We start from the raw sequence: 17,543 nt of genomic DNA, 5'->3' as shown, positions 1-17,543 counted from the left end.
GGGACCTCCATGTCCCAAGCCATGCCGAAAACACGGCCACCGCGCCCGTCCGGGTCCGCGCTGTTCACCCGCGCCGGCGTCTTCCGCCTGAAACCCGTCGACTCCTCGGAGGAGGAGGCCCCGGGCGGTCTCCGCCGCACCATGGGGCTGTGGCAGCTCGTCGCGCTCAGCCTCGGCGGGCTCGTCGGCGCGGGCGTGTTCTCGCTCGCCGGCGTCGTCGCCCACGACGACGCCGGGCCCGGCGTGATGATCTCCTTCCTGATCGCGATCATCGCCAGCGCCGCCGCCGCGCTCTGCTACGCCGAGTTCGCCGGCACCATCCCGAAGGCCGGCTCCGCCTACACCTACTCCTACGCCGCGCTCGGCGAGGCGATCGGGTGGGCGATCGGATGGGACCTGCTGCTGGAGTACACCGCGATCGTCGCCGTCGTCGCGATCGCCATCTCCGGCTACCTGTCCTACATCCTGGAGCAGATCGGCCTGGACGTCCCGGACTGGGCCCTCGGCGCGCCCGGCACCGGGGCCGGCCACAAGGTCGACCTCTTCGCGGCGCTGCTGTGCCTGCTGCTGGCGTTCGTGCTGTCGCGCGGGACGAAGGAGTCCGCGCGGTTCGAGACGATCCTCGTCGTGGTCAAGCTCGCCATCGTCGCGCTGGTCATCGTCGCGGGAGCGTTCCACATCTCGGCCGGCAACTTCAGCCCCTTCCTGCCGTTCGGCATCGGCGGGGCCGTCGCCGGGGCCGCCACCACCTTCTTCGCCGTGTACGGCTACGACGCCATGAGCGCGGCGGCGGAGGAGAGCGCCGAGGCCAAGAAGGTGCTCCCCAAGGCGATCGTCATCTCGCTGGCCATCGCCGCGGTCATCTACCTGCTGGTCTGCGTCGTGCTGCTCGGCATGCAGGACTACCGGCAGATCGACGTCAAGAGCCCGTTCTCCAGCGCGCTCGCCGCGGTCGGCCTGACCGGCCTCGGCACCGTCGTCGCGGTCGGCGCCGTCATCGGCATCACGACCTCCGCGCTCGCGAACATGCTGGCGGTCACCCGCGTCTGGTTCTCGATGAGCCGGGACGGCCTGCTGCCCGCCTACTTCGCCCGCAACCACCCGCGGCGGCAGGTGCCGACCCGCGTCATCTGGCTCGTCGGGATCGGCTCGGCGGTCATCGCGGGCCTGCTGCCCATCAAGGAGGCGGCCGACCTCACCAACATCGGCATCCTGATGGCCTTCATCGTCGTCGCGGTCGCGGTCATGGTGATGCGCCGCACCCGCCCCGACCTGCCACGCTCGTTCCGCACCCCCTGGGTGCCGGTGGTGCCGCTCGTCGGCATCGCCTTCTCGATCTGGCTGATCGCCAACCTCGACTGGATCACCTGGGTCCGCTTCGCGGTGTGGATGGTGATCGGCCTGGTCGTCTACGCGCTGTACGGGTACCGCAACTCGGTGGAGAACCGGACGACGCGGACCGCCCGCACCGACCCGAACACCGAGGACGAAGGGAGCACCCCATGACACCGGACCAGGCCGTGTCCGCGGCGGCCGCCGCCGCGCCAGGCTGGGCCGCGTCGCCGCCGGCCGAACGCGCCGCCCGCCTCACCGCCGTCGCGGACGCGCTGGAGGCCGCCCGCGGCGAACTCGTCGCCCTCGCCGACGAGGAGAGCCGCCTCGGCGAGGCGCGCCTGAACGGCGAGCTGACCCGGACCGCCTTCCAGCTGAAGCTGTTCGCCGAGGAGGTCCTGGAGGGCGCCTTCCACGACGCCCGCATCGACCGGCCCGACCCGGACTGGCCCACCGGTCCGCGCCCGGACCTGCGCCGCTGCCGGACGGCCGCCGGTCCGGTGCTGGTGTTCGCGGCGAGCAACTTCCCGTTCGCCTTCAGCGTCGCCGGCGGCGACACCGCGTCGGCGTGGGCGGCCGGCTGCCCCGTCGTGGTGAAGGCGCACCCCGGCCACCCCCGGCTGTCGCGCCGGACGGCCGAGGTCGTCGGCGGCGCGGGGCTCCCGGACGGCGTGTTCGCCCTGATCGAGGGCGAGGACGCCGGAGTCGAGGCGCTGCGGCATCCCGGCGTCGCCGCCGCCGCGTTCACCGGCTCCCAGCGGGGCGGGCTCGCCCTGGCGAGGATCGCGGGGGAGCGGCCGGAGCCGATCCCGTTCTACGCCGAGATGGGCAGCGTGAACCCGGCCGTGGTGACGCCCCGCGCGGCGGGGAACCGCGCCGAGGAGATCGCCGAGGGGTACGCGGCGTCCCTCACGCAGGGGGCCGGCCAGTTCTGCACGAACCCGGGCCTGCTGTTCGCGCCCGCCGGGCTGGCGGACGCCATCGCGGGGCGCCTCCGCGAGATCGCCGGCGCGCCGATGCTCAACGAGCGGATCAGCTCCGGGTACCTGGCCGCCGCGGGCGCGCTGGGCGCCCGGCCCGGCGTGCGGCGCCTCGTCTGGCCGGCCGCGGCGGACGCGCTGACCCCGCGCCTGCTCACCATGGACCTGGCGGCGTTCCAGGCCGACCTCGGCGCCGCGTCGGAGGAGTGCTTCGGACCCCTCGGCCTCGTCGTCACCTACGAGCGGGTCGCCGACCTCGCCGGCGTCCTGGCGGCCCTCCCCGGCCAGCTCACCGCGTCGCTGCACGCCGAGCCGGAGGAGACCGGCGACCTCGCGGCGCTCGCCGCGGTGCTCGCCGGCCGCAGCGGCCGCGTCCTGTGGAACCAGTGGCCCACCGGCGTGTCCGTGACGCACGCGATGCAGCACGGCGGGCCGTACCCGGCCACGACGGCGCCGTCCACCACCTCGGTCGGCACGGCCGCGATGGAGAGGTTCCTGCGGCCCGTCGCCTACCAGGGCTGGCCGCAGGCCCTGCTCCCGCCGCCGCTCCGCGACGACAACCCGTGGAAGGTCCCGCAGGCCGTCCGCTGAGACCGTCCTCGGTCCGCCGCGCGCGGCGGACCGAGGACCCGCGGCGGGCTCAGCCCACCCACACGGTCTTGGCGTTGCAGAACGCGCGCATGCCGTCCGCCGACAGCTCCCGCCCGTACCCGGAGCGCTTCACCCCGCCGAACGGCAGCTCGGGGAACGACGTCGTCATCCCGTTGACGAAGACCTGCCCGGCGTCGAGCTCCCGCACGAACCGCTCCCGCTCGCCGTCGTCGCGCGTCCAGGCGTTCGAGCCGAGCCCGAAGCCCGTCGCGTTCGCGACCTCGACGGCCTCCGACGCCCCGCGCACGCGCAGCAGCGTCGCGACCGGCGCGAAGACCTCCTCGTGGTACATCCGCATCTCGGGCGTCACCCCGGAGACCACCGTCGGCGGGTAGTACCAGCCGGGGCCGTCCGGGCGCTCGCCGCCGCACAGCACGCTCGCGCCCTTGCCGACCGCGTCGGCCACGAGCTCCTCGGCCTCGGCGCGGCCCTGCTCGTTGACGAGGGGGCCGACGTCGGTCGCCTCGTCCATCGGGTCCCCGACCCTCTTCGCGCGCATCCGCTCGACGAACAGCCGCTCGAACTCCTCGGCGCAGCCGGTGTCGACGATGAACCGCTTCGCCGAGATGCAGCTCTGCCCGTTGTTGAGGCACCGGGACTCCGCGGCCGTGCGGGCCGCGGCCTCGAGGTCGGCGGACGGCATCACCACGAACGGGTCGCTGCCGCCGAGCTCCAGCACGGCCGGCTTGACCTCGTCCCCGGCGATGGCGGCGACGGACCGGCCCGCGGGCTCGCTGCCGGTGAGGGTCGCGGCCATCACCCGCGGGTCGCGCAGCACCCGCTCGACCTTCGCCGAGCCGATCAGCAGGGTCTGGAACGCGCCCTCGGGGAACCCGGCGCGGCGGAACAGGTCCTCCAGGAACAGCGCCGTCTGCGGGACGTTCGAGGAGTGCTTCAGCAGCCCCACGTTCCCCGCCATCAGGCCGGGCGCCGCGAAGCGGATCACCTGCCAGAGCGGGAAGTTCCACGGCATGACCGCCAGCACGGGGCCGAGCGGCTGGTAGCGGACGTAGGCGTCCCGCGCGTTCACGGCCGCCGGGTCGGCGGGGCGCCGGTCGGCGAGGAACTCCGCCGCGTGCTCGGCGTAGTACCGGCACGCCTTCGCGCACTTGCCCGCCTCGGCCACGGCCGCCTTGAGCGTCTTGCCCATCTCGGTGGTGAGCACGGCGCCGATCTGGTCGGCCTCCCGGTCGAGGACGTCCGCCGCGGCGTTCATCCACTCCGCCCGCCGCTCCAGGGGGACCGTGCGGTAGGAGGCGAACGCGTCCGCCGCCCGCGCGACGCGCCGGTCGACCTCCTCGTCGGTCAGCGCGTCGAAGGTCTTCTCGACCTCGCCCGTCGCGGGGTTGGTCGTGGCGATCGTCGTCATGTCGGGATGCTCCCTGGGTGTCGGGCTCGTCCACCCGGGACGTGCCCGAGGCGGTCCGCAGGAAACGCCCGCCCGGACCGGCGGTCAGCCGGGGATCACGCACACCGGCGAAGGGATGTCCAGGGGCGGGCCCGAAGGCGCCGGTACGCCGTCCGGCCCGATCCGGAAGGTCGCGACCGCGCCGGCGCGCTCGTTCGCCACGTGCATCCACTCGCCGTCCACGTGCAGGTCGCGCGGCCAGTGCCCGCCGGAGGGGACGTCCGCCACCGGCGCCAGCGCCGCCCCGCCGTCCAGCACCCGGTGCGCCGTCACCACGTCCGTGCCGCGCATGGAGGTGTAGACGAACCGGCCGCCGTCGCCGAGCTTGATCGCCGCGCCCTGGGCCTCGCCGCCCGCCGCCCCGGCGGTCGCGGGGGAGTCCGCCACGACCTCCAGGCCGGCGTACCCGCCGGACGGCCTCAGGACGAGGACGGACGCGGCCAGTTCCGCCAGCACGTGCACGTGCCCGCTCGGATGGACGACCAGGTGCCGCGGCCCGCACCCGGCCGGGAGGGCCGTCTCCCCGGCGAGCCGCAGGGCGCCGCCCTCGATCCGGAAGGACCGCACGAGGTCCGCCCCGAGGTCGGTCGTCAGGACCGTCCCGTCGGGGGCGTGGACGGCCATGTGGGCGTGCGGGCCCTCCTGGCGGTCGGCCCTCGGCCCTTCGCCGTGGCCCTCCGCCACGTCCGGATCCCCGGCGAGGGCGCCGTCCGGGCCCAGCGGGTAGGCCCGCACCGTCCCGGACCCGTAGTCGGCGACGAGGAGGCGCCCGCCGTCCGGCGAGACGGACAGGTGGCAGGGCAGCGCGCCGGCCTCCCGCGCCCCGATCTCCTCCAGCCGCGCTCCGTCCACCGCGTAGGCCGCGACCGCGCCGCGGTCCTCCTCCCGGACCGCGTACAGGACGTCCTTCGAGGGGTGGACGGCCAGGTACGACGGGCAGACCGCCTCCGCCGCGAGCCCGCCGGCCCGCAGCGTCCCGTCGGCCCCGCGCACGACCCGGTAGATCCCGGCGCCGCCGCCGGCCGCGCCGGTGTACGTGCCCACCCAGAACGCCCGCTCGCCCACCCGGCACTCCCCTCCAGTCGCGGCCCGCCCGCCCTCGGCGGCCGGGGCGAGCCTAGTCCCGATCATGCTCGGGGGCGGCGGGCGGGGCGGATCGCTGCGCGTGCGGGGGCGACCCTGATACGGTCACGCGCGGTCGAACCTATGATCACCGGTGGGGAGCGGCGCGGCGCCCGGGGGACGTTCGGCGCCCGCCCGCGGGGGTACGCCCCCGCCCCCACGAGGAGATGAGAGAGGCAATGGCTGATATCACCGAGTCGCCCGAATGGACCGCGCTCGCTGAGCACCACGCGGCGATCGCCGGGCGGCACCTGCGCGAGCTCTTCGCGCAGGACCCGGGCCGCGCCGACCGGATGACCGTGACCGCGGGGGACCTGTACCTGGACTACTCCAAGCACCGCGTCACCGGCGAGACCCTGACGCTGCTCGCGGCGCTCGCCGAGCGGGCCGGGCTGCGCGCCAGGATCGAGGCGATGTTCGGCGGGGAGCACATCAACGTCAGCGAGGACCGCGCCGTCCTCCACACCGCGCTGCGACTGCCTCCCGGCGAGGCCCTGACCGTGGACGGGCAGGACGTCGCGGCCGACGTGCACGCCGTGCTGGACCGGATGGCCGACTTCGCCGGCCGCGTCCGGTCGGGGGAGTGGACGGGCTCCACCGGCAAGCGCATCACGACCGTGGTCAACATCGGCATCGGCGGCTCCGACCTCGGCCCCGCCATGGCCTACGAGGCGCTGCACGACTTCGCCGACGCTGGCGTCTCCTGCCGGTTCGTCTCCAACATCGATCCGGCCGACATCCTCGGCAGGCTCGCCGGCCTCGACCCGGAGCAGACGCTGTTCGTCATCAGCTCCAAGACGTTCGGGACGCTGGAGACCCTCACCAACGCCAAGGTCGCGCGGCGGTGGCTGACCGAGCGGCTCGGCGACGACGCCGTCTCCCGCCACTTCGTCGCCGTGTCGACCAACGCCGAGCGCGTCGCCGAGTTCGGCATCGACACCGCCAACATGTTCGGCTTCTGGGACTGGGTGGGCGGGCGCTACTCCTTCGACGGCGCCATCGGCCTGTCACTGATGATCGCGATCGGCGGCGAGGCGTTCCGCGAGATGCTCGCCGGGTTCCGGGAGGTCGACGAGCACTTCCGGACCGCGCCGTTCGAGGCGAACATGCCGGTGCTGATGGGGCTGCTCGGCGTCTGGTACACCGACTTCTTCGGCGCGCAGACCCGGGCGGTCCTGCCCTACAGCCAGCGGCTGTCGCGGTTCCCCGCCTACCTCCAGCAGCTGACGATGGAGTCCAACGGCAAGTCGGTGCGGGCCGACGGCGCGCCCGTCATCGCGCAGACCGGCGCGATCTTCTGGGGCGAGCCGGGCACCAACGGCCAGCACGCCTTCTACCAGCTGCTGCACCAGGGCACCCGGCTCGTGCCCGCGGACTTCATCGGCTTCGCCGAGCCGTTCGAGGACCGCGAGGGGATGCACGACCTGCTCACCGCGAACATGCTCGCGCAGACCTCGGCGCTGGCGTTCGGCAAGACCGCCGAGGAGATCGCCGCCGAGGGCGCGCCCGCGGCGGTCGTCCCGCACAAGGTCATGCCGGGCAACCGGCCGACCAGCACGCTCCTCGCGCCGAAGCTCACCCCGAAGACCCTCGGCTCGCTCGTCGCGCTCTACGAGCACATCGTGTTCGTCGAGGGGACGATCTGGGGCATCGACTCCTTCGACCAGTGGGGCGTCGAGCTCGGCAAGGTCATGGCGATGGACCTCGCCCCCGCCCTCACCTCGCAGGAGCCGCCGTCCGAGGTGCCCGACCCGTCCACCGGCGCGCTCGTGCGCAGGTACCGCGGGCTGCGCGGACGCAGCGTCTGACGTCGTCGCGGCCCCAGAGGCGCGCAAGGGCCCGCCGGTCGTCCGGCGGGCCCTTTCCTGTTCCTGCTCGCTCCGCCGTCAGGCGCGCGCGCCGGGCAGGGGCCCCTCGACCCAGCCCTGGGTCTCCAGGACGGCGCGGAACTCTCCATAGGAGATGAACCCGTCGAGGTTGCTGTCCGCCCTCTCGAACCTGTCCTGCGTCTCGGCCCTCGTCCAGGACAGTCCGAGCTCCTCCAGCGCGAGCGTGAACTCCATCAGGTCGAGCTTCTCGTCGCCGCCGAGGTCCGCGCGTGTGAACACGGCAGGAAGGTCGTCCCCGGTCGGTCTCGTCGTCATCTCGCTCCTCGTTCCGGTCCGAATTTAGCCCCGCATCCTGTCACAGGGGCCGGTTCGGCCATATGAGAAACGCCGGGGGACGACGCCGGGTTCCCCTTCAGCCCCCGCCCGTCAGCTCGGGGACGCGGTGGCGGTAGCGCTCCAGCAGCGCGGCGTTCACCTCGTCGCCGCCGGCGACGTTCGCGCTCGTCCAGCGCGGCGGCTCCACCCCGCGCGCCGCCGCGAGGTCGTCGAGGTCGGCGAGCACCCGCGCCCACGCGTAGGCGGCGAGGACGGTGGAGACCGCCGCGGTGCGCGGCGCGCCCGCCGGATGCAGCACGTCCCCGGGTGGGACGCACGTGTCGAGCACGATGGCCGCGTGGTCGGCGAGGGTCGTGTCGGCCCGCGCCGCCGCGCCCGCGCCGCCCGCGCCGACGTCACCGCGACGACCGGCACGCCCCGCGCCGCGCACTCCCGCGCGACCTCCACCGGATAGGGGTTGCGGCCGCTGGTGGAGAACACGACCGCGACGTCGGGCGGCGCGGGCGCGGCCCTCTCGACCACCGCGCGCCCCACCCCGTCCCGCCGCTCGGCGCGGGTGCTGCGCAGCGCGTGGTCGAGGGGGAACACGGCGGGGTCCCAGATCGGGCGGACGGCGGCGAGGCCGCCGGCCCGGTAGAACGTCTCGCAGACCATCGCCAGGGAATGCCCGGCGCCGGCGACGTGCACGATCCCGCCGGCCTCGATCGCGTCGAGGAGCAGGGCGGCCGCGTCGCCGGCCGCCCCGCCCGAGGCCGCGTCGAGGTCGTCGAGCAGGGTCCGCACTCTGGCGGGGAACCCGGAGGACGCCGCGTCAGGCATTCGGCAGAGCCTCCTTCAGGATGCGGGCCAGGTCGTCCTCGCCGGACGCGGCGCGCAGCCGGTCGGCGAGGCCGCCCGACAACGCGCGCGCCAGCCCGGACAGGGTGCCGACGTGCGCGTCGGGGTCGGGCGTGCAGAACGCCAGCAGCAGGTCGACCGGGTCGTTGTCGGGATGGCCGAACCCGACCGGCGCGGCCAGCCGGGTCACGCCGACGCCGACGGCCAGGCCGCCCTCCTCGGGGCGGGCGTGGACGAGGGCGAGGCCCTTGGTCAGCACGATGTACGGGCCGTTCTCCTCCACGACCCGGACGCACGCCTCCGGGTAGCCCTCGCCCGCCGCGCCCGCGGCGACCAGCGCGCCGGCCGCCGCGCGGACGGCCTCCCGCCAGTCGCCCGCGGTCGCCTCGTCGTCCGCGGCGACGACCGGGCCCGGTGCGGCGGGCCCGCCGGCCGCGCCCTCGGCACGGGCCGTCACGAGAGCCAGCCCTGCTCGGTGAAGCGCTCCCTGAGCTGGGCCTCCAGGCCCTCCTTGTCCAGGAAGTCGCTGATGGTGATCACCACGGGCGCCAGGTCGGCGATCTCGCCGGTGTGCATGCCCTGGCCGATCACCACGTCGGGCGACATCCCGCGCGCCGTGGACACGTCGGTGTTCTCCACCCGGGCCTCCACGCCGAGCGAGCGCAGCGCGTCCTCGGCGGTCATCTTGAGCATCAGGCTGGAGCCCATGCCGACGCCGCAGACCGCGAGGATCTCCAGTTGCCGGTCCAGTGCCATGTCGTCCTTCTCTCCTCGTAGGGTCGGTCGGCCCGGCGGGTGCCCGCCGGGCCTCCGACGTCCGTCGGGCCTCCGCGGTCCGTCAGGCCTCCGCGGGGGCCGGGGTCTCGGGCGCCGCCTCCTCGTCCCGCACCGCCCGGTGCTTCTCGGCGCGGCCGAGGAGCACCAGGGTGATGATCATCGCGCCGACCGCGACCGCGGGGACGAGCCAGATCGACCCGCCGCCGACGACCGGGTCCGCCGCCTTCAGCAACCAGCCGATCGCGTACCAGTCGGGGTCGGCGAGCGTCGCCAGCTCGGGCGCGGTCCGCTCGTACAGGCCCCAGGTGACGGCCTGCCCGACGGCCAGGATCAGCCCGGTGATGACGCCGCCGAGGACCGCGCCGCGCCAGCCCGCCACCACGTTGCCGAACAGCGCCGCCGCGCCGCCCACGAAGAACAGCATGATCATGGGCGGGGCGAGGGTGAACCAGCCGGCGGCGGCGAACACCGCGAGGCAGACCAGGAACACCGCCGTGGAGGCGACGAACCCGACCATGACGGCGGTCGGGGCGACCGGGAACACGGTGGGCGCGTCCAGCGCGGGGCGGGTGCCCGGGATGACGCGGTCGCTGAACCCCTTGAACGCCGGGACGATCTCGCCGAGGAACATCCGCACGCCGAACAGCAGGATCGCGATCCCGCCCGCGAAGCGCAGGCCCACCAGGACCGCCCACACCCACGGCGACAGCTTGTCGTCCATCTCGGCCGCGGCCTTGGTCACCACGCCGTGGTCGGCGAACGCGACCCCGGCCAGCATGATCACGGTGACGATCAGCGCGGTGCTGACGTTGACGTCCTTGAAGAACGACAGCTGGCGCGGGAGCTTCAGCTTCTCGGTGTCGTGCTTCTCGCGGCTGCCGAGCGGGCGGGCCGCGTATCCGGTGATCAGGCAGGCGAGCGAGCTGGTGTGCGCGAACCCGAACCGGTCGTCCGGCATGACGCGGCGCATCAGCGGCCGCATCCACAGCGGCTGGAGCGTCCAGTACGCGGCGACGAACCCGGCCCCGCAGAGCACGAGCGTGAGCTGGTCGGCGCCGGGCGCGATCGTCACCAGGGACGCGACGGTGACCGTGCTGACCCAGAACATCAGGTGCCCGGTCAGGTACAGGTACCGGGCCGCGGGGAAGAGCCGCACGATCAGCACGTGCGCGAGGAACGCGACCGTGATCACCAGCGCGATCGTCCCGCCCTGGTCACCGAGGAAGTCGGCGAGGGTGTTGTCGGCCTTCGGCGGCGTGGTCCCCATCGCGCTGGCGAGCACCGTCTGGAAGCTCGTCAGCCCGCCGGTGAAGACCTCCACGCCGATGAACAGGATGACCACGCCGATCGTGGCGCGCAGCGCCCCGGCGAAGACGTCCTCGAACCGCTTGCGCTGCAGCAGCAGGCCCGCCAGCGTGATGAGCCCGATGAGGATGGGCACCTGGCCGAACACGTTGTCGGCCAGGAAGGTGAGGATGTCCTTGATGACGTCCATGGTGAACTCGCCTCACATCTCGGGGGATGGGTGGTGCGCTGTCGCCCCCGTCAGCGCGGACGGACGATCATGCGCCCGGGACTCGGCGCCCGGGCGGGCGGTCAGTGGTTCGGTGGTCGCAGGTCCAGTTCCAGCCGGTACCGGTCGCCGCGGTAGAGGGACCGGACGTACTCCAGCGGCCGGCCGCCCGCGTCCCTGGTGATCCGCTCGAACAGGAACGCCGGCATGTGCACCGGGACGCCGAGTTCTGCGGCCTCCTCGGCGGTGGTGACGGTCGGCTCGATGGTCTCGGTGCCCGAGGCGATCTCGACGCCGTTGCCCCGGAGCAGGTCGTAGAACGACCGCCCTTCCAGGTCGCCGCGCCGCAGGTCCGGAAGCAGCGCCCGCGGAAGGTAGAGGGTCTCGATGGCCATGGGCGCCTCGTCGGCCATCCGGAGCCGACGAATGGTAAATACCTCTTCGACGGGCGACAGGGCCAGCCGGCGGCCGATCCGCGCCCCCGCGGTCTCGGTGCGGAACGACAGGACCCTGCCGCCCGGCTTCATCCCGCGCCTGATCATGTCCTCGGTGAACGAGGTCATGGTCAGCGACACGGCGATCCGGGGTTCCGCCACGTAGGTCCCGCTGCCGTGCCGCCGGTCGAGCAGGCCCTCGGCCACGAGCCCGTCGATCGCCTGGCGCAGCGTCGGCCGCGAGACGCCGAGATCCTCGGCCAGCCGGCGCTCGGAGGGCAGGGCGTCGCCGACGTCCAGGCCGTCCAGCATGGCGAGCAGTTCGCGGCGCACCGCCTGCCGTTTCGTGCTCGCGGATCGGGGCTCACCGGCGGATGGCACGCCTGTCACCTCCTTTGCGACGGTTCCTGTCGTCGCACACGGTATGTCCCATTATGGTGACTGGTCAATACCACTTTGTCGATGTTTGCCGTGGTCATGACCGGAAGGCCGGAACTACCGTCGCGGAAGATCGGCCGGACGACGCCGATCCGACCGTGTCGACGCCGCGTCCACCGCGGCCAGGAAGGCGGCCAGATGAGGAAGCTCGTGCGCGGCGCCGTGGCGCTCGCCCTCCCGATGCTCATGCCGGCGGCGCTCGCCGCGCCGGCCCAGGCGGACACCGGCCGGCCCGGAGCCCGGGACGGCTGGAGGCTGGTCGCCGCCGAACCCTTCGACCGGCGCATCGACGACGCGAAGGCACCCTGGAAGCCCGACGGCGACGGTCCGTCCAGTCCGTACAACGTCGACGTCTACGACAACGACGGCGCCTACTTCGACACCATGGGCGGCCCGGCGTTCCGGCAGCAGCTCGCGAAGATGAAGACCTACCGCAAGTCGTTCGCGTTCGGGAAGCGCGGCTGGCTCACCGCCGAACTGGCCTCCCGCGACGCCGACGGGGACGGCCGGCCGGACGCGCCGCCCACGCTCACCTCCCGCGGCGGCGTGGCCCGGCTGGACGAGCCGGGCCACCAGGCGGGCGTCGTCATCCGCTCGACCCGCGACCTGCCCGCCGAGTACCGGGTGGAGATGACCCTGCGGGGCCTGGACTTCGGCGGCCGGCGGGACGGGTCCTGGGACTATCCGGACGGCCGGGTCAACGGCTACTCGCCGGAGGGCTGCAAGACCAACTTCCCCTGGGCGTCGGGCGGCGACTACGCGCGGCCCGAGTGCGCGTGGGCCGACGTCCGGACCGACTCCAACGGCTTCTACTACATGTCGATCCTGGACTACCGGCAGGTGGCGCCGCACAACAACGTGTTCGTGCACGGCCACCGCAAGGTCGCGATGGACGGGTAGAACCTCGTCTGTCAATAATTATGCCGGTACGGTTCGTTCATGCCCCCCAGACCTCCGCGCGAGTTGCCTGCGTCATCGAGCAGCAGCGCAGGCGCTATCGCAGCTGCCCCTGCTGGAGTCCGGCCACTGCGTGCGGCGATCTATGCGCGTGTCTCCCATGACCTGAAGGACACGGGGCGCTCGGTAGCGCAGCAGGAGACCGAGGGCCGGGCCCACGTCGCCAAGGAGCAGTGGGACCTGGTCGGCGTGTGGGTGGATAACTCCAAGGGGGCCTCGAAGTACTCGCGTGGCGTGCGAGAGGAGTGGCAGGCGCTCCTGGAGTTGATCGCCGCCGGCAAGATCGATGTCCTCGTGGTGTGGGAACCCTCGCGGCTGACCCGGGACCGGCTGGTGTGGGCCAGCTTGGCGCACCACTGCGAAGAACGTGACGTCAAGATCGCTGCGAGCGGCCGTGTCTACGACCTGGCCGACCCGGAAGACGCTTTCCAGCTCGACCTGTACTTCGCGCTCGGCATCCGCGAGGTCGGCGTCACGCGGAAGCGGGTGATGCGCGACAAGTCCCACGAGGCCAGGGCGGGCAAGCCGCACGGCCGCCTGCTGTTCGGCTACTACCGCCTGCATAGCTCGACGAACGGCGCCCTCCTGCGACAGGTGAAGGACGAACGGCGGCGGATCAATCTCTGGGCCGTCAACGCGGCCTTGTTCATCGCGGTCGCCGCGCTGCCGGAGCTGTGGCCGACTCCGCTGGGGCGCTTCGCCATGGGATGGCGTCCCCTGGACCCGCGCCTTCAGGATCTGCTGGACGAGGATTCGCGCAGGCAGCCGCCGTGGTGGGCGCTCGATCCAGCGATCCGGACCGACAAGGGCCTGCTGTGGTTCACCCGCGAACGTGTGGTCCACATGTTGTTGCAACGCAGCATTGAAGGCGACAAGGAGTTCGTCATGGCCCGCGAACTCGGGGTCGCGGGAATCCTGACGGGCACCAATAGCCAGTTCACGACATCTTCGATCAGGACCATAGTCACCAACCCCTCCTACGCCGGACTGCGCAGGCACCATGAGAGTCTGCACGTGGCCGTATGGCCCGCGTACATAAGCGTTGAGGACCACCTGGCCCTCGTAGCGAAGTTCGCGCGGCGTTCACAGGGGCGACCCAACCGCGACCACTCGCTGAAGTACCTGCTCAGCGGGCTCTTGTCCTGCGCGATATGCGGAGGGACCACGAGCGTGCAGGGTGAGGACGGCGACGACGGCGACGGAGCTGAGGGAGCGAAGACGACCCGCCCTCATCAGCACTACATATGCGTGGGGCGGGGGCGGCTCCCCGGCCGCCGAGCCTGCACGGCACGCCCGCGGCGGCCGACCGAGCTGTACATCGTCGAGCTCGTCCTCGAATGGTTGAGCTCGCCGGAGGCTGCTGAGGCGCTCCTCGCGGACGAGCGATCAGCGTCGAATCTGCGTGCCTTGATGGACCAGCGCGGCGAGCTACAGCAGAGACTGGATGGCCTGTACGAAACCGCCGGCCGGAACGGCATGTCCGACCGGTTGGCTGCCGCGACCGAGAAGAACCTGGTGGAGCTGATCGCTGAGGTGGACGCTGACATCGACGCCACCCAGCGGTACCCCGTGTTGCGTGGACTGGTAAAGCCCGACCGCACTGACGTGGAGGCGGCGTGGGACCGCCTCACTCTCTTCAGGCAACGCGAGGTCATCAAGACGCTGTTCGTTCGGTTGGAGATGAAGAAGGTCGGCCGTGGCCGCAAGGGCGTGCCGATCGACGAGACGATCGATGTGACGTGGCGAGAGTTCGCGCTGGCCAGCTGACCGAATGCTGAAGGCCCCGGCTCGCTCGTGGCTGCCGGGGCCTTGCTGCTCTTGCCGACGCTAGGTCTTGCGCCCCTGCTGTCCTGCGTGAGCCCGGACGGGCTCCCTGTTCGCGTTCGCCGCGTCGAACCCGGCGATGAAGCCGGCCTGGTAGGCGGGCTCTGCGCCCTGGTAGGCCGCTTCTGCATAAGTGCGGGTGGGACGGCGCTCGTCGAGCAGCGCCACCGTGACGGTAATCGCTGACCACAAGAGCAGTGGGACCCGCACCCGCTCACTCAGCTCTGGTAGAGCGATCCAAAGGATCGCTGTGGCAGTCCCAGTGCTGAGGAGGATCAGTTTTCGCAACCCCGACTCCCTGCAATAACGCCTCCGACAATCGCCATACCCCCGGCCGTTCACCCATTAGACGTTTAGGTGTGTTCGCTTGGCTACCTGTGGACGTGCCGTAATTTGATCGTGACGTTACGGGAGCGTAAGTGAGAAGTTCGGTCGCTCTGCGTTAAGACGGGCTGTCGGGGATGCCAAGCTTCCGTCGAGCCGCATCGGACGCGGCGATCGGAGCCATCACCGCCGCCATGGCCTTCTGGGGCTCGCGCTGAATCCAGTCGTACAGCTCCTCCAGGGCCCGCTCGGGATGGCTGCGGACCCAGGCGCGCGCAATCTCCTCGGTGCGGACAGGAGCCTCCACGCCGTCCAGCTCTTCGGAGCGGAACAGGCCAATGAGGACAGCGAGCCTGGGGGCCGGTGTTTCCATGACGTCGGCGATCATCCGCAGCGTGGCCCAGTCGTCGGGCATCCGCACCCCTCGGCGCCAGAACCCGATCGTGCTGTTGTTGATGCCGATGCGGTCCTGGAGCTCGACGTTGGACATGCCCCGCTCGGTCATCTCGGCTTCGAGCCACTGGCCGAACTGCCGGGCGGCCTCGGACTTCGCGTCCTCCCGGCGTCTTCGGGCCTCGTGCATGCGCTCTTGATCGGACATCGCTCCACCTCTGAGGTCTGAGTCCGCGCCGATGCAGACGGTATCGCTTAGTACAGCGTTGCGATGCCGCAGGACGCTAGCACGACGCCCCTTCGCGACACCTTTCGGCAGGTCGATACGGCACGTGTTGCCTACCTGCCACACCTTCGTTCCGCTTCGGCGCAGAGAAAGGACCGCTCCATATCTCGGTGCTTGCGCAGAAGCGGAGCGCTGTTCTAGCCTCTGGGCACACGCAGAGAGATGGGGGCTGGTGGCGATGACGCCCGAGCAGAGGCAGGAGCGCGCGAAACGGGCCGTGCGGGTCTCGTGGGAGAAGACCGAAGACCCGGCTGCCCGCACCCGGCCCGCCCGCATGGCGGCGCTCCGGCGCTTCGAGACCGAGGTCGACCCCGACGGGACCCTTCCGGCCAGCGAGCGCATGCAGCGGGCTGAGGAAGCCAAGAGCGAGTACTACGCGGAGCTCGGCCGGCAGTCCGCCAAGGCTCGCCGCGCCCGCCGCCAGGCCGCGCAGGCGGCCGGGTGAACACCCTCGCCGAGCTGCGTGCGTCGGTCCCCGCCGTAACCCGCGCCGCGATCCAGCAGGCCGCCCGACGCGAAGTCGCCGACCGTGCGCCCGCGCCGACCCCGCAGCACATCGCTCGGCTCGCACCGCTGTTCGCGGGCGAAGTCGACCACATCCTTGCCCGGCATGTAGCCGGGCGGCAGCACACCACCGCGGCGTAACGGCGAACGGCCCCCGGACCGTGAATCCGAGGGCCGTGCTCAAGCCGTGACCCGCAGACAGGAGATACGGGTCGTGAAGAAAAGTATGCAGCAGTCAGCCGCCACCCCGAAGGGGGCCCGCGCGGCCGTGAATGACCCCGCCTACAAGCGCCTGGCCGACCATCGCCTGCCGCTGCCCGAGGACGTCGTCGCACGATGCGCCGACACCGACTCCTCGCACGGCTTCCGGACGCAGTGATGCCGCGCATCGAGTACGTGCCTCGCCAATTCTCTGCGGAGCGGATGGCGATCATCCGTCGAGCGAACGAGATCTGCGCGGACTACGCCGCCCAGGGCTACGACTTGACCCTGCGGCAGCTCTACTACCAATTCGTCTCCCGCGACTGGATCCCCAACCAGCAGTCCGAGTACAAGAGGCTCGGGCAGATCGTCTCCGACGCGCGGTTGGCCGGGTTGATCGACTGGCGCTACATCGTCGACCGCACCCGCAACCTGCGTGGCCTGTCCCACTGGGACAACCCCCGCCAGATCATCGACGCAGTCGCCGCGCAGTACCTCACAGACCGATGGGCCGACCAGCCCTTCAGGGTCGAGGTCTGGATCGAGAAAGACGCCCTTGTCGGTGTGATCCAACGAGTCTGCAACCGCAACGACGTCCCGTACTTCTCCTGCCGCGGCTACACCAGCCAATCGGAACTGTGGGCCGCGGCTCAACGGCTGGCCCGTTATGCCGAGGTCGGACAGGGAACCGCGGTGATCCACCTCGGCGACCACGACCCGAGCGGGATCGACATGTCACGCGACATCGGTGACCGCCTGGCACTCTTCGGCGCCCACGCATCCCGGGTCCGCCGGATCGCGCTGAACCGCGACCAGGTCGACCAGTACCGGCCGCCGCCGAATCCAGCGAAGTTGACCGACTCGCGAGCCCGCGGCTACATCCGCAAGCACGGCTCGTCGAGTTGGGAGCTGGACGCGCTCGACCCGGCGACGCTCTCGGCGCTGATCGAGGACGAGATCAGCGCGTGGCGCGACGACCTGCTGTGGGACGCGGCTACCAGCCGTATGGAGCAGGAGAAGGCCATCCTCGACGCTGTGTCGCGGCGTTGGGTCGATGTTCAGGCGCTGGTCGGTGGCGAGTGAACGCGCGGCGGGGCTCACAGACCCCGTCGCGCCTCCGCTTCGCTGAGCAGGCCGGCCGCGACGAATGCCTCCAGGACAGGGCGGTCATATGCCTCGGCGAAGGCGCGGACCGATTCGACGCGGGGTGTTGCGCCCTGGGGCCACTTGTTGAGGGACGAGGGGTGGCGGCCGATCCGGGCGGCGATCTCCGATTGGTTCTCGGTGCCGGCGTGTTCGACCACGTATTTCCACCACGTCCTGTCGTCCATGGCGCTCAGTGTATGGCCACACCCACAGGCAGGTCGGCGGGCTCCTCGGGCCCGATTGTGGGCGTA

General features: G+C 72.0%; 20 protein-coding genes and 1 pseudogene. 9 read left to right on the top strand and 12 right to left on the bottom strand.

Annotated elements, in window-relative coordinates; all coding sequences use genetic code 11:
* Positions 1-21 precede the first annotated feature (21 nt).
* On the top strand, positions 22-1,506 hold the full coding sequence (locus tag ACQEU6_RS09050; protein WP_499330558.1) for an amino acid permease: 1,485 nt from the start codon (positions 22-24) through the stop codon (positions 1,504-1,506).
* The gene (locus tag ACQEU6_RS09045; RefSeq protein WP_499330555.1) at positions 1,503-2,903 is read left to right on the top strand and encodes an aldehyde dehydrogenase (NADP(+)); all 1,401 of its coding nucleotides are present in this window, start codon (positions 1,503-1,505) and stop codon (positions 2,901-2,903) included. The genes ACQEU6_RS09050 and ACQEU6_RS09045 overlap by 4 nt, the downstream gene beginning before the upstream one ends.
* A 49-nt stretch (positions 2,904-2,952) precedes the next feature.
* Here the strand turns inward: ACQEU6_RS09045 and ACQEU6_RS09040 are convergent, their stop codons facing one another.
* Together ACQEU6_RS09040 and ACQEU6_RS09035 are read right to left on the bottom strand one after the other, a co-directional pair.
* Positions 2,953-4,332, bottom strand: a complete 1,380-nt coding sequence (locus tag ACQEU6_RS09040; RefSeq protein WP_499330553.1) for an NADP-dependent succinic semialdehyde dehydrogenase — start codon at positions 4,330-4,332, stop codon at positions 2,953-2,955.
* Positions 4,333-4,416: 84 nt separating this feature from the next.
* Positions 4,417-5,502, bottom strand: coding sequence for a lactonase family protein (locus ACQEU6_RS09035; protein ID WP_499330550.1), 1,086 nt, complete (start codon positions 5,500-5,502; stop codon positions 4,417-4,419).
* Positions 5,503-5,672: 170 nt separating this feature from the next.
* Between ACQEU6_RS09035 and pgi the strand changes: the two genes are divergently transcribed.
* Positions 5,673-7,301 carry a glucose-6-phosphate isomerase gene (gene pgi / locus ACQEU6_RS09030; protein WP_499330548.1) on the top strand — a complete coding sequence of 543 codons (1,629 nt, stop codon included), beginning with the start codon at positions 5,673-5,675 and terminating at the stop codon, positions 7,299-7,301.
* Positions 7,302-7,379: 78 nt separating this feature from the next.
* Here the strand turns inward: pgi and ACQEU6_RS09025 are convergent, their stop codons facing one another.
* The 7 genes and pseudogenes from ACQEU6_RS09025 to ACQEU6_RS08995 form a co-directional block, all read right to left on the bottom strand.
* On the bottom strand, positions 7,380-7,637 hold the full coding sequence (locus tag ACQEU6_RS09025) for an EF-hand domain-containing protein (RefSeq protein WP_499330546.1): 258 nt from the start codon (positions 7,635-7,637) through the stop codon (positions 7,380-7,382).
* 97 nt (positions 7,638-7,734) lie between these two features.
* Positions 7,735-8,088 (bottom strand): phosphoheptose isomerase family protein, encoded by a 354-nt coding sequence (locus ACQEU6_RS09020; RefSeq protein ID WP_499340589.1) that lies wholly within the window; start codon positions 8,086-8,088, stop codon positions 7,735-7,737.
* 2 nt (positions 8,089-8,090) lie between these two features.
* Positions 8,091-8,477, bottom strand: a pseudogene (locus ACQEU6_RS09015) (SIS domain-containing protein); the annotation flags it as partial.
* Positions 8,470-8,952: a PTS sugar transporter subunit IIA gene (locus tag ACQEU6_RS09010; protein ID WP_499330544.1), complete on the bottom strand. Its 483-nt coding sequence runs from the start codon at positions 8,950-8,952 to the stop codon at positions 8,470-8,472. The gene ACQEU6_RS09010 and the pseudogene ACQEU6_RS09015, both read right to left, overlap by 8 nt.
* Positions 8,949-9,251 carry a PTS sugar transporter subunit IIB gene (locus ACQEU6_RS09005; protein ID WP_499330543.1) on the bottom strand — a complete coding sequence of 101 codons (303 nt, stop codon included), beginning with the start codon at positions 9,249-9,251 and terminating at the stop codon, positions 8,949-8,951. The genes ACQEU6_RS09010 and ACQEU6_RS09005 overlap by 4 nt, the downstream gene beginning before the upstream one ends.
* Before the next feature lie 82 nt (positions 9,252-9,333).
* Positions 9,334-10,767: a PTS ascorbate transporter subunit IIC gene (gene ulaA / locus ACQEU6_RS09000; RefSeq protein ID WP_499330541.1), complete on the bottom strand. Its 1,434-nt coding sequence runs from the start codon at positions 10,765-10,767 to the stop codon at positions 9,334-9,336.
* 101 nt (positions 10,768-10,868) lie between these two features.
* The gene (locus tag ACQEU6_RS08995) at positions 10,869-11,600 is read right to left on the bottom strand and encodes a GntR family transcriptional regulator (RefSeq protein WP_499330540.1); all 732 of its coding nucleotides are present in this window, start codon (positions 11,598-11,600) and stop codon (positions 10,869-10,871) included.
* Positions 11,601-11,795: 195 nt separating this feature from the next.
* Between ACQEU6_RS08995 and ACQEU6_RS08990 the strand changes: the two genes are divergently transcribed.
* Positions 11,796-12,557 carry a hypothetical protein gene (locus tag ACQEU6_RS08990; RefSeq protein ID WP_499330539.1) on the top strand — a complete coding sequence of 254 codons (762 nt, stop codon included), beginning with the start codon at positions 11,796-11,798 and terminating at the stop codon, positions 12,555-12,557.
* A gap of 39 nt (positions 12,558-12,596) precedes the next feature.
* The gene (locus ACQEU6_RS08985; protein ID WP_499330537.1) at positions 12,597-14,381 is read left to right on the top strand and encodes a recombinase family protein; all 1,785 of its coding nucleotides are present in this window, start codon (positions 12,597-12,599) and stop codon (positions 14,379-14,381) included.
* Between the two features lie 60 nt (positions 14,382-14,441).
* Here ACQEU6_RS08985 and ACQEU6_RS08980 read toward each other — a convergent pair whose 3' ends face one another.
* Complete coding sequence (locus ACQEU6_RS08980) at positions 14,442-14,630, bottom strand: hypothetical protein (protein WP_499330536.1); 189 nt, start codon at positions 14,628-14,630, stop codon at positions 14,442-14,444.
* Between the two features lie 250 nt (positions 14,631-14,880).
* Positions 14,881-15,363, bottom strand: coding sequence for a helix-turn-helix domain-containing protein (locus ACQEU6_RS08975; protein WP_499330534.1), 483 nt, complete (start codon positions 15,361-15,363; stop codon positions 14,881-14,883).
* Between the two features lie 250 nt (positions 15,364-15,613).
* Between ACQEU6_RS08975 and ACQEU6_RS08970 the strand changes: the two genes are divergently transcribed.
* The 4 genes from ACQEU6_RS08970 to ACQEU6_RS08955 all read left to right on the top strand — a co-directional run bounded on the left by ACQEU6_RS08970 (position 15,614) and on the right by ACQEU6_RS08955 (position 17,229).
* Entirely contained in the window at positions 15,614-15,886 is a 273-nt protein-coding gene (locus tag ACQEU6_RS08970; RefSeq protein ID WP_499330533.1) for a hypothetical protein, read from the top strand.
* Positions 15,883-16,086: a hypothetical protein gene (locus ACQEU6_RS08965; protein ID WP_499330532.1), complete on the top strand. Its 204-nt coding sequence runs from the start codon at positions 15,883-15,885 to the stop codon at positions 16,084-16,086. Before ACQEU6_RS08970 ends, ACQEU6_RS08965 begins: the two co-directional genes overlap by 4 nt.
* 85 nt (positions 16,087-16,171) lie before the next feature.
* The gene (locus ACQEU6_RS08960) at positions 16,172-16,324 is read left to right on the top strand and encodes a hypothetical protein (RefSeq protein WP_499330529.1); all 153 of its coding nucleotides are present in this window, start codon (positions 16,172-16,174) and stop codon (positions 16,322-16,324) included.
* Positions 16,324-17,229 carry a hypothetical protein gene (locus tag ACQEU6_RS08955; RefSeq protein ID WP_499330528.1) on the top strand — a complete coding sequence of 302 codons (906 nt, stop codon included), beginning with the start codon at positions 16,324-16,326 and terminating at the stop codon, positions 17,227-17,229. Before ACQEU6_RS08960 ends, ACQEU6_RS08955 begins: the two co-directional genes overlap by 1 nt.
* Before the next feature lie 14 nt (positions 17,230-17,243).
* Here the strand turns inward: ACQEU6_RS08955 and ACQEU6_RS08950 are convergent, their stop codons facing one another.
* Positions 17,244-17,477, bottom strand: a complete 234-nt coding sequence (locus tag ACQEU6_RS08950; protein WP_499330526.1) for a hypothetical protein — start codon at positions 17,475-17,477, stop codon at positions 17,244-17,246.
* Positions 17,478-17,543: the final 66 nt, after the last annotated feature.

It is taken from the genome of Spirillospora sp. CA-108201 (assembly GCF_050936235.1).
Classification (GTDB): domain Bacteria; phylum Actinomycetota; class Actinomycetes; order Streptosporangiales; family Streptosporangiaceae; genus Spirillospora.
Note: the sequence above shows the minus strand (reverse complement) of the source record. Positions and strands in the feature narration are given on the sequence as shown.

Bases quoted from the DNA above. Each gene is read 5' to 3' on its own strand.
- ACQEU6_RS08955 (WP_499330528.1), top strand. From the start codon at position 16,324: ATGCCGCGCATCGAGTACGTGCCTCGCCAATTCTCTGCGGAGCGGATG.
- ACQEU6_RS08990 (WP_499330539.1), top strand. From the start codon at position 11,796: ATGAGGAAGCTCGTGCGCGGCGCCGTGGCGCTCGCCCTCCCGATGCTC.
- ACQEU6_RS09050 (WP_499330558.1), top strand. From the start codon at position 22: ATGCCGAAAACACGGCCACCGCGCCCGTCCGGGTCCGCGCTGTTCACC.
- ACQEU6_RS08950 (WP_499330526.1), bottom strand. From the start codon at position 17,477: ATGGACGACAGGACGTGGTGGAAATACGTGGTCGAACACGCCGGCACC.
- ACQEU6_RS09045 (WP_499330555.1), top strand. From the start codon at position 1,503: ATGACACCGGACCAGGCCGTGTCCGCGGCGGCCGCCGCCGCGCCAGGC.
- ulaA (WP_499330541.1), bottom strand. From the start codon at position 10,767: ATGGACGTCATCAAGGACATCCTCACCTTCCTGGCCGACAACGTGTTC.
- ACQEU6_RS09025 (WP_499330546.1), bottom strand. From the start codon at position 7,637: ATGACGACGAGACCGACCGGGGACGACCTTCCTGCCGTGTTCACACGC.
- ACQEU6_RS08975 (WP_499330534.1), bottom strand. From the start codon at position 15,363: ATGTCCGATCAAGAGCGCATGCACGAGGCCCGAAGACGCCGGGAGGAC.
- ACQEU6_RS09005 (WP_499330543.1), bottom strand. From the start codon at position 9,251: ATGGCACTGGACCGGCAACTGGAGATCCTCGCGGTCTGCGGCGTCGGC.
- ACQEU6_RS09040 (WP_499330553.1), bottom strand. From the start codon at position 4,332: ATGACGACGATCGCCACGACCAACCCCGCGACGGGCGAGGTCGAGAAG.
- ACQEU6_RS08960 (WP_499330529.1), top strand. From the start codon at position 16,172: ATGCAGCAGTCAGCCGCCACCCCGAAGGGGGCCCGCGCGGCCGTGAAT.
- pgi (WP_499330548.1), top strand. From the start codon at position 5,673: ATGGCTGATATCACCGAGTCGCCCGAATGGACCGCGCTCGCTGAGCAC.
- ACQEU6_RS09035 (WP_499330550.1), bottom strand. From the start codon at position 5,502: ATGATCGGGACTAGGCTCGCCCCGGCCGCCGAGGGCGGGCGGGCCGCG.
- ACQEU6_RS08985 (WP_499330537.1), top strand. From the start codon at position 12,597: ATGCCCCCCAGACCTCCGCGCGAGTTGCCTGCGTCATCGAGCAGCAGC.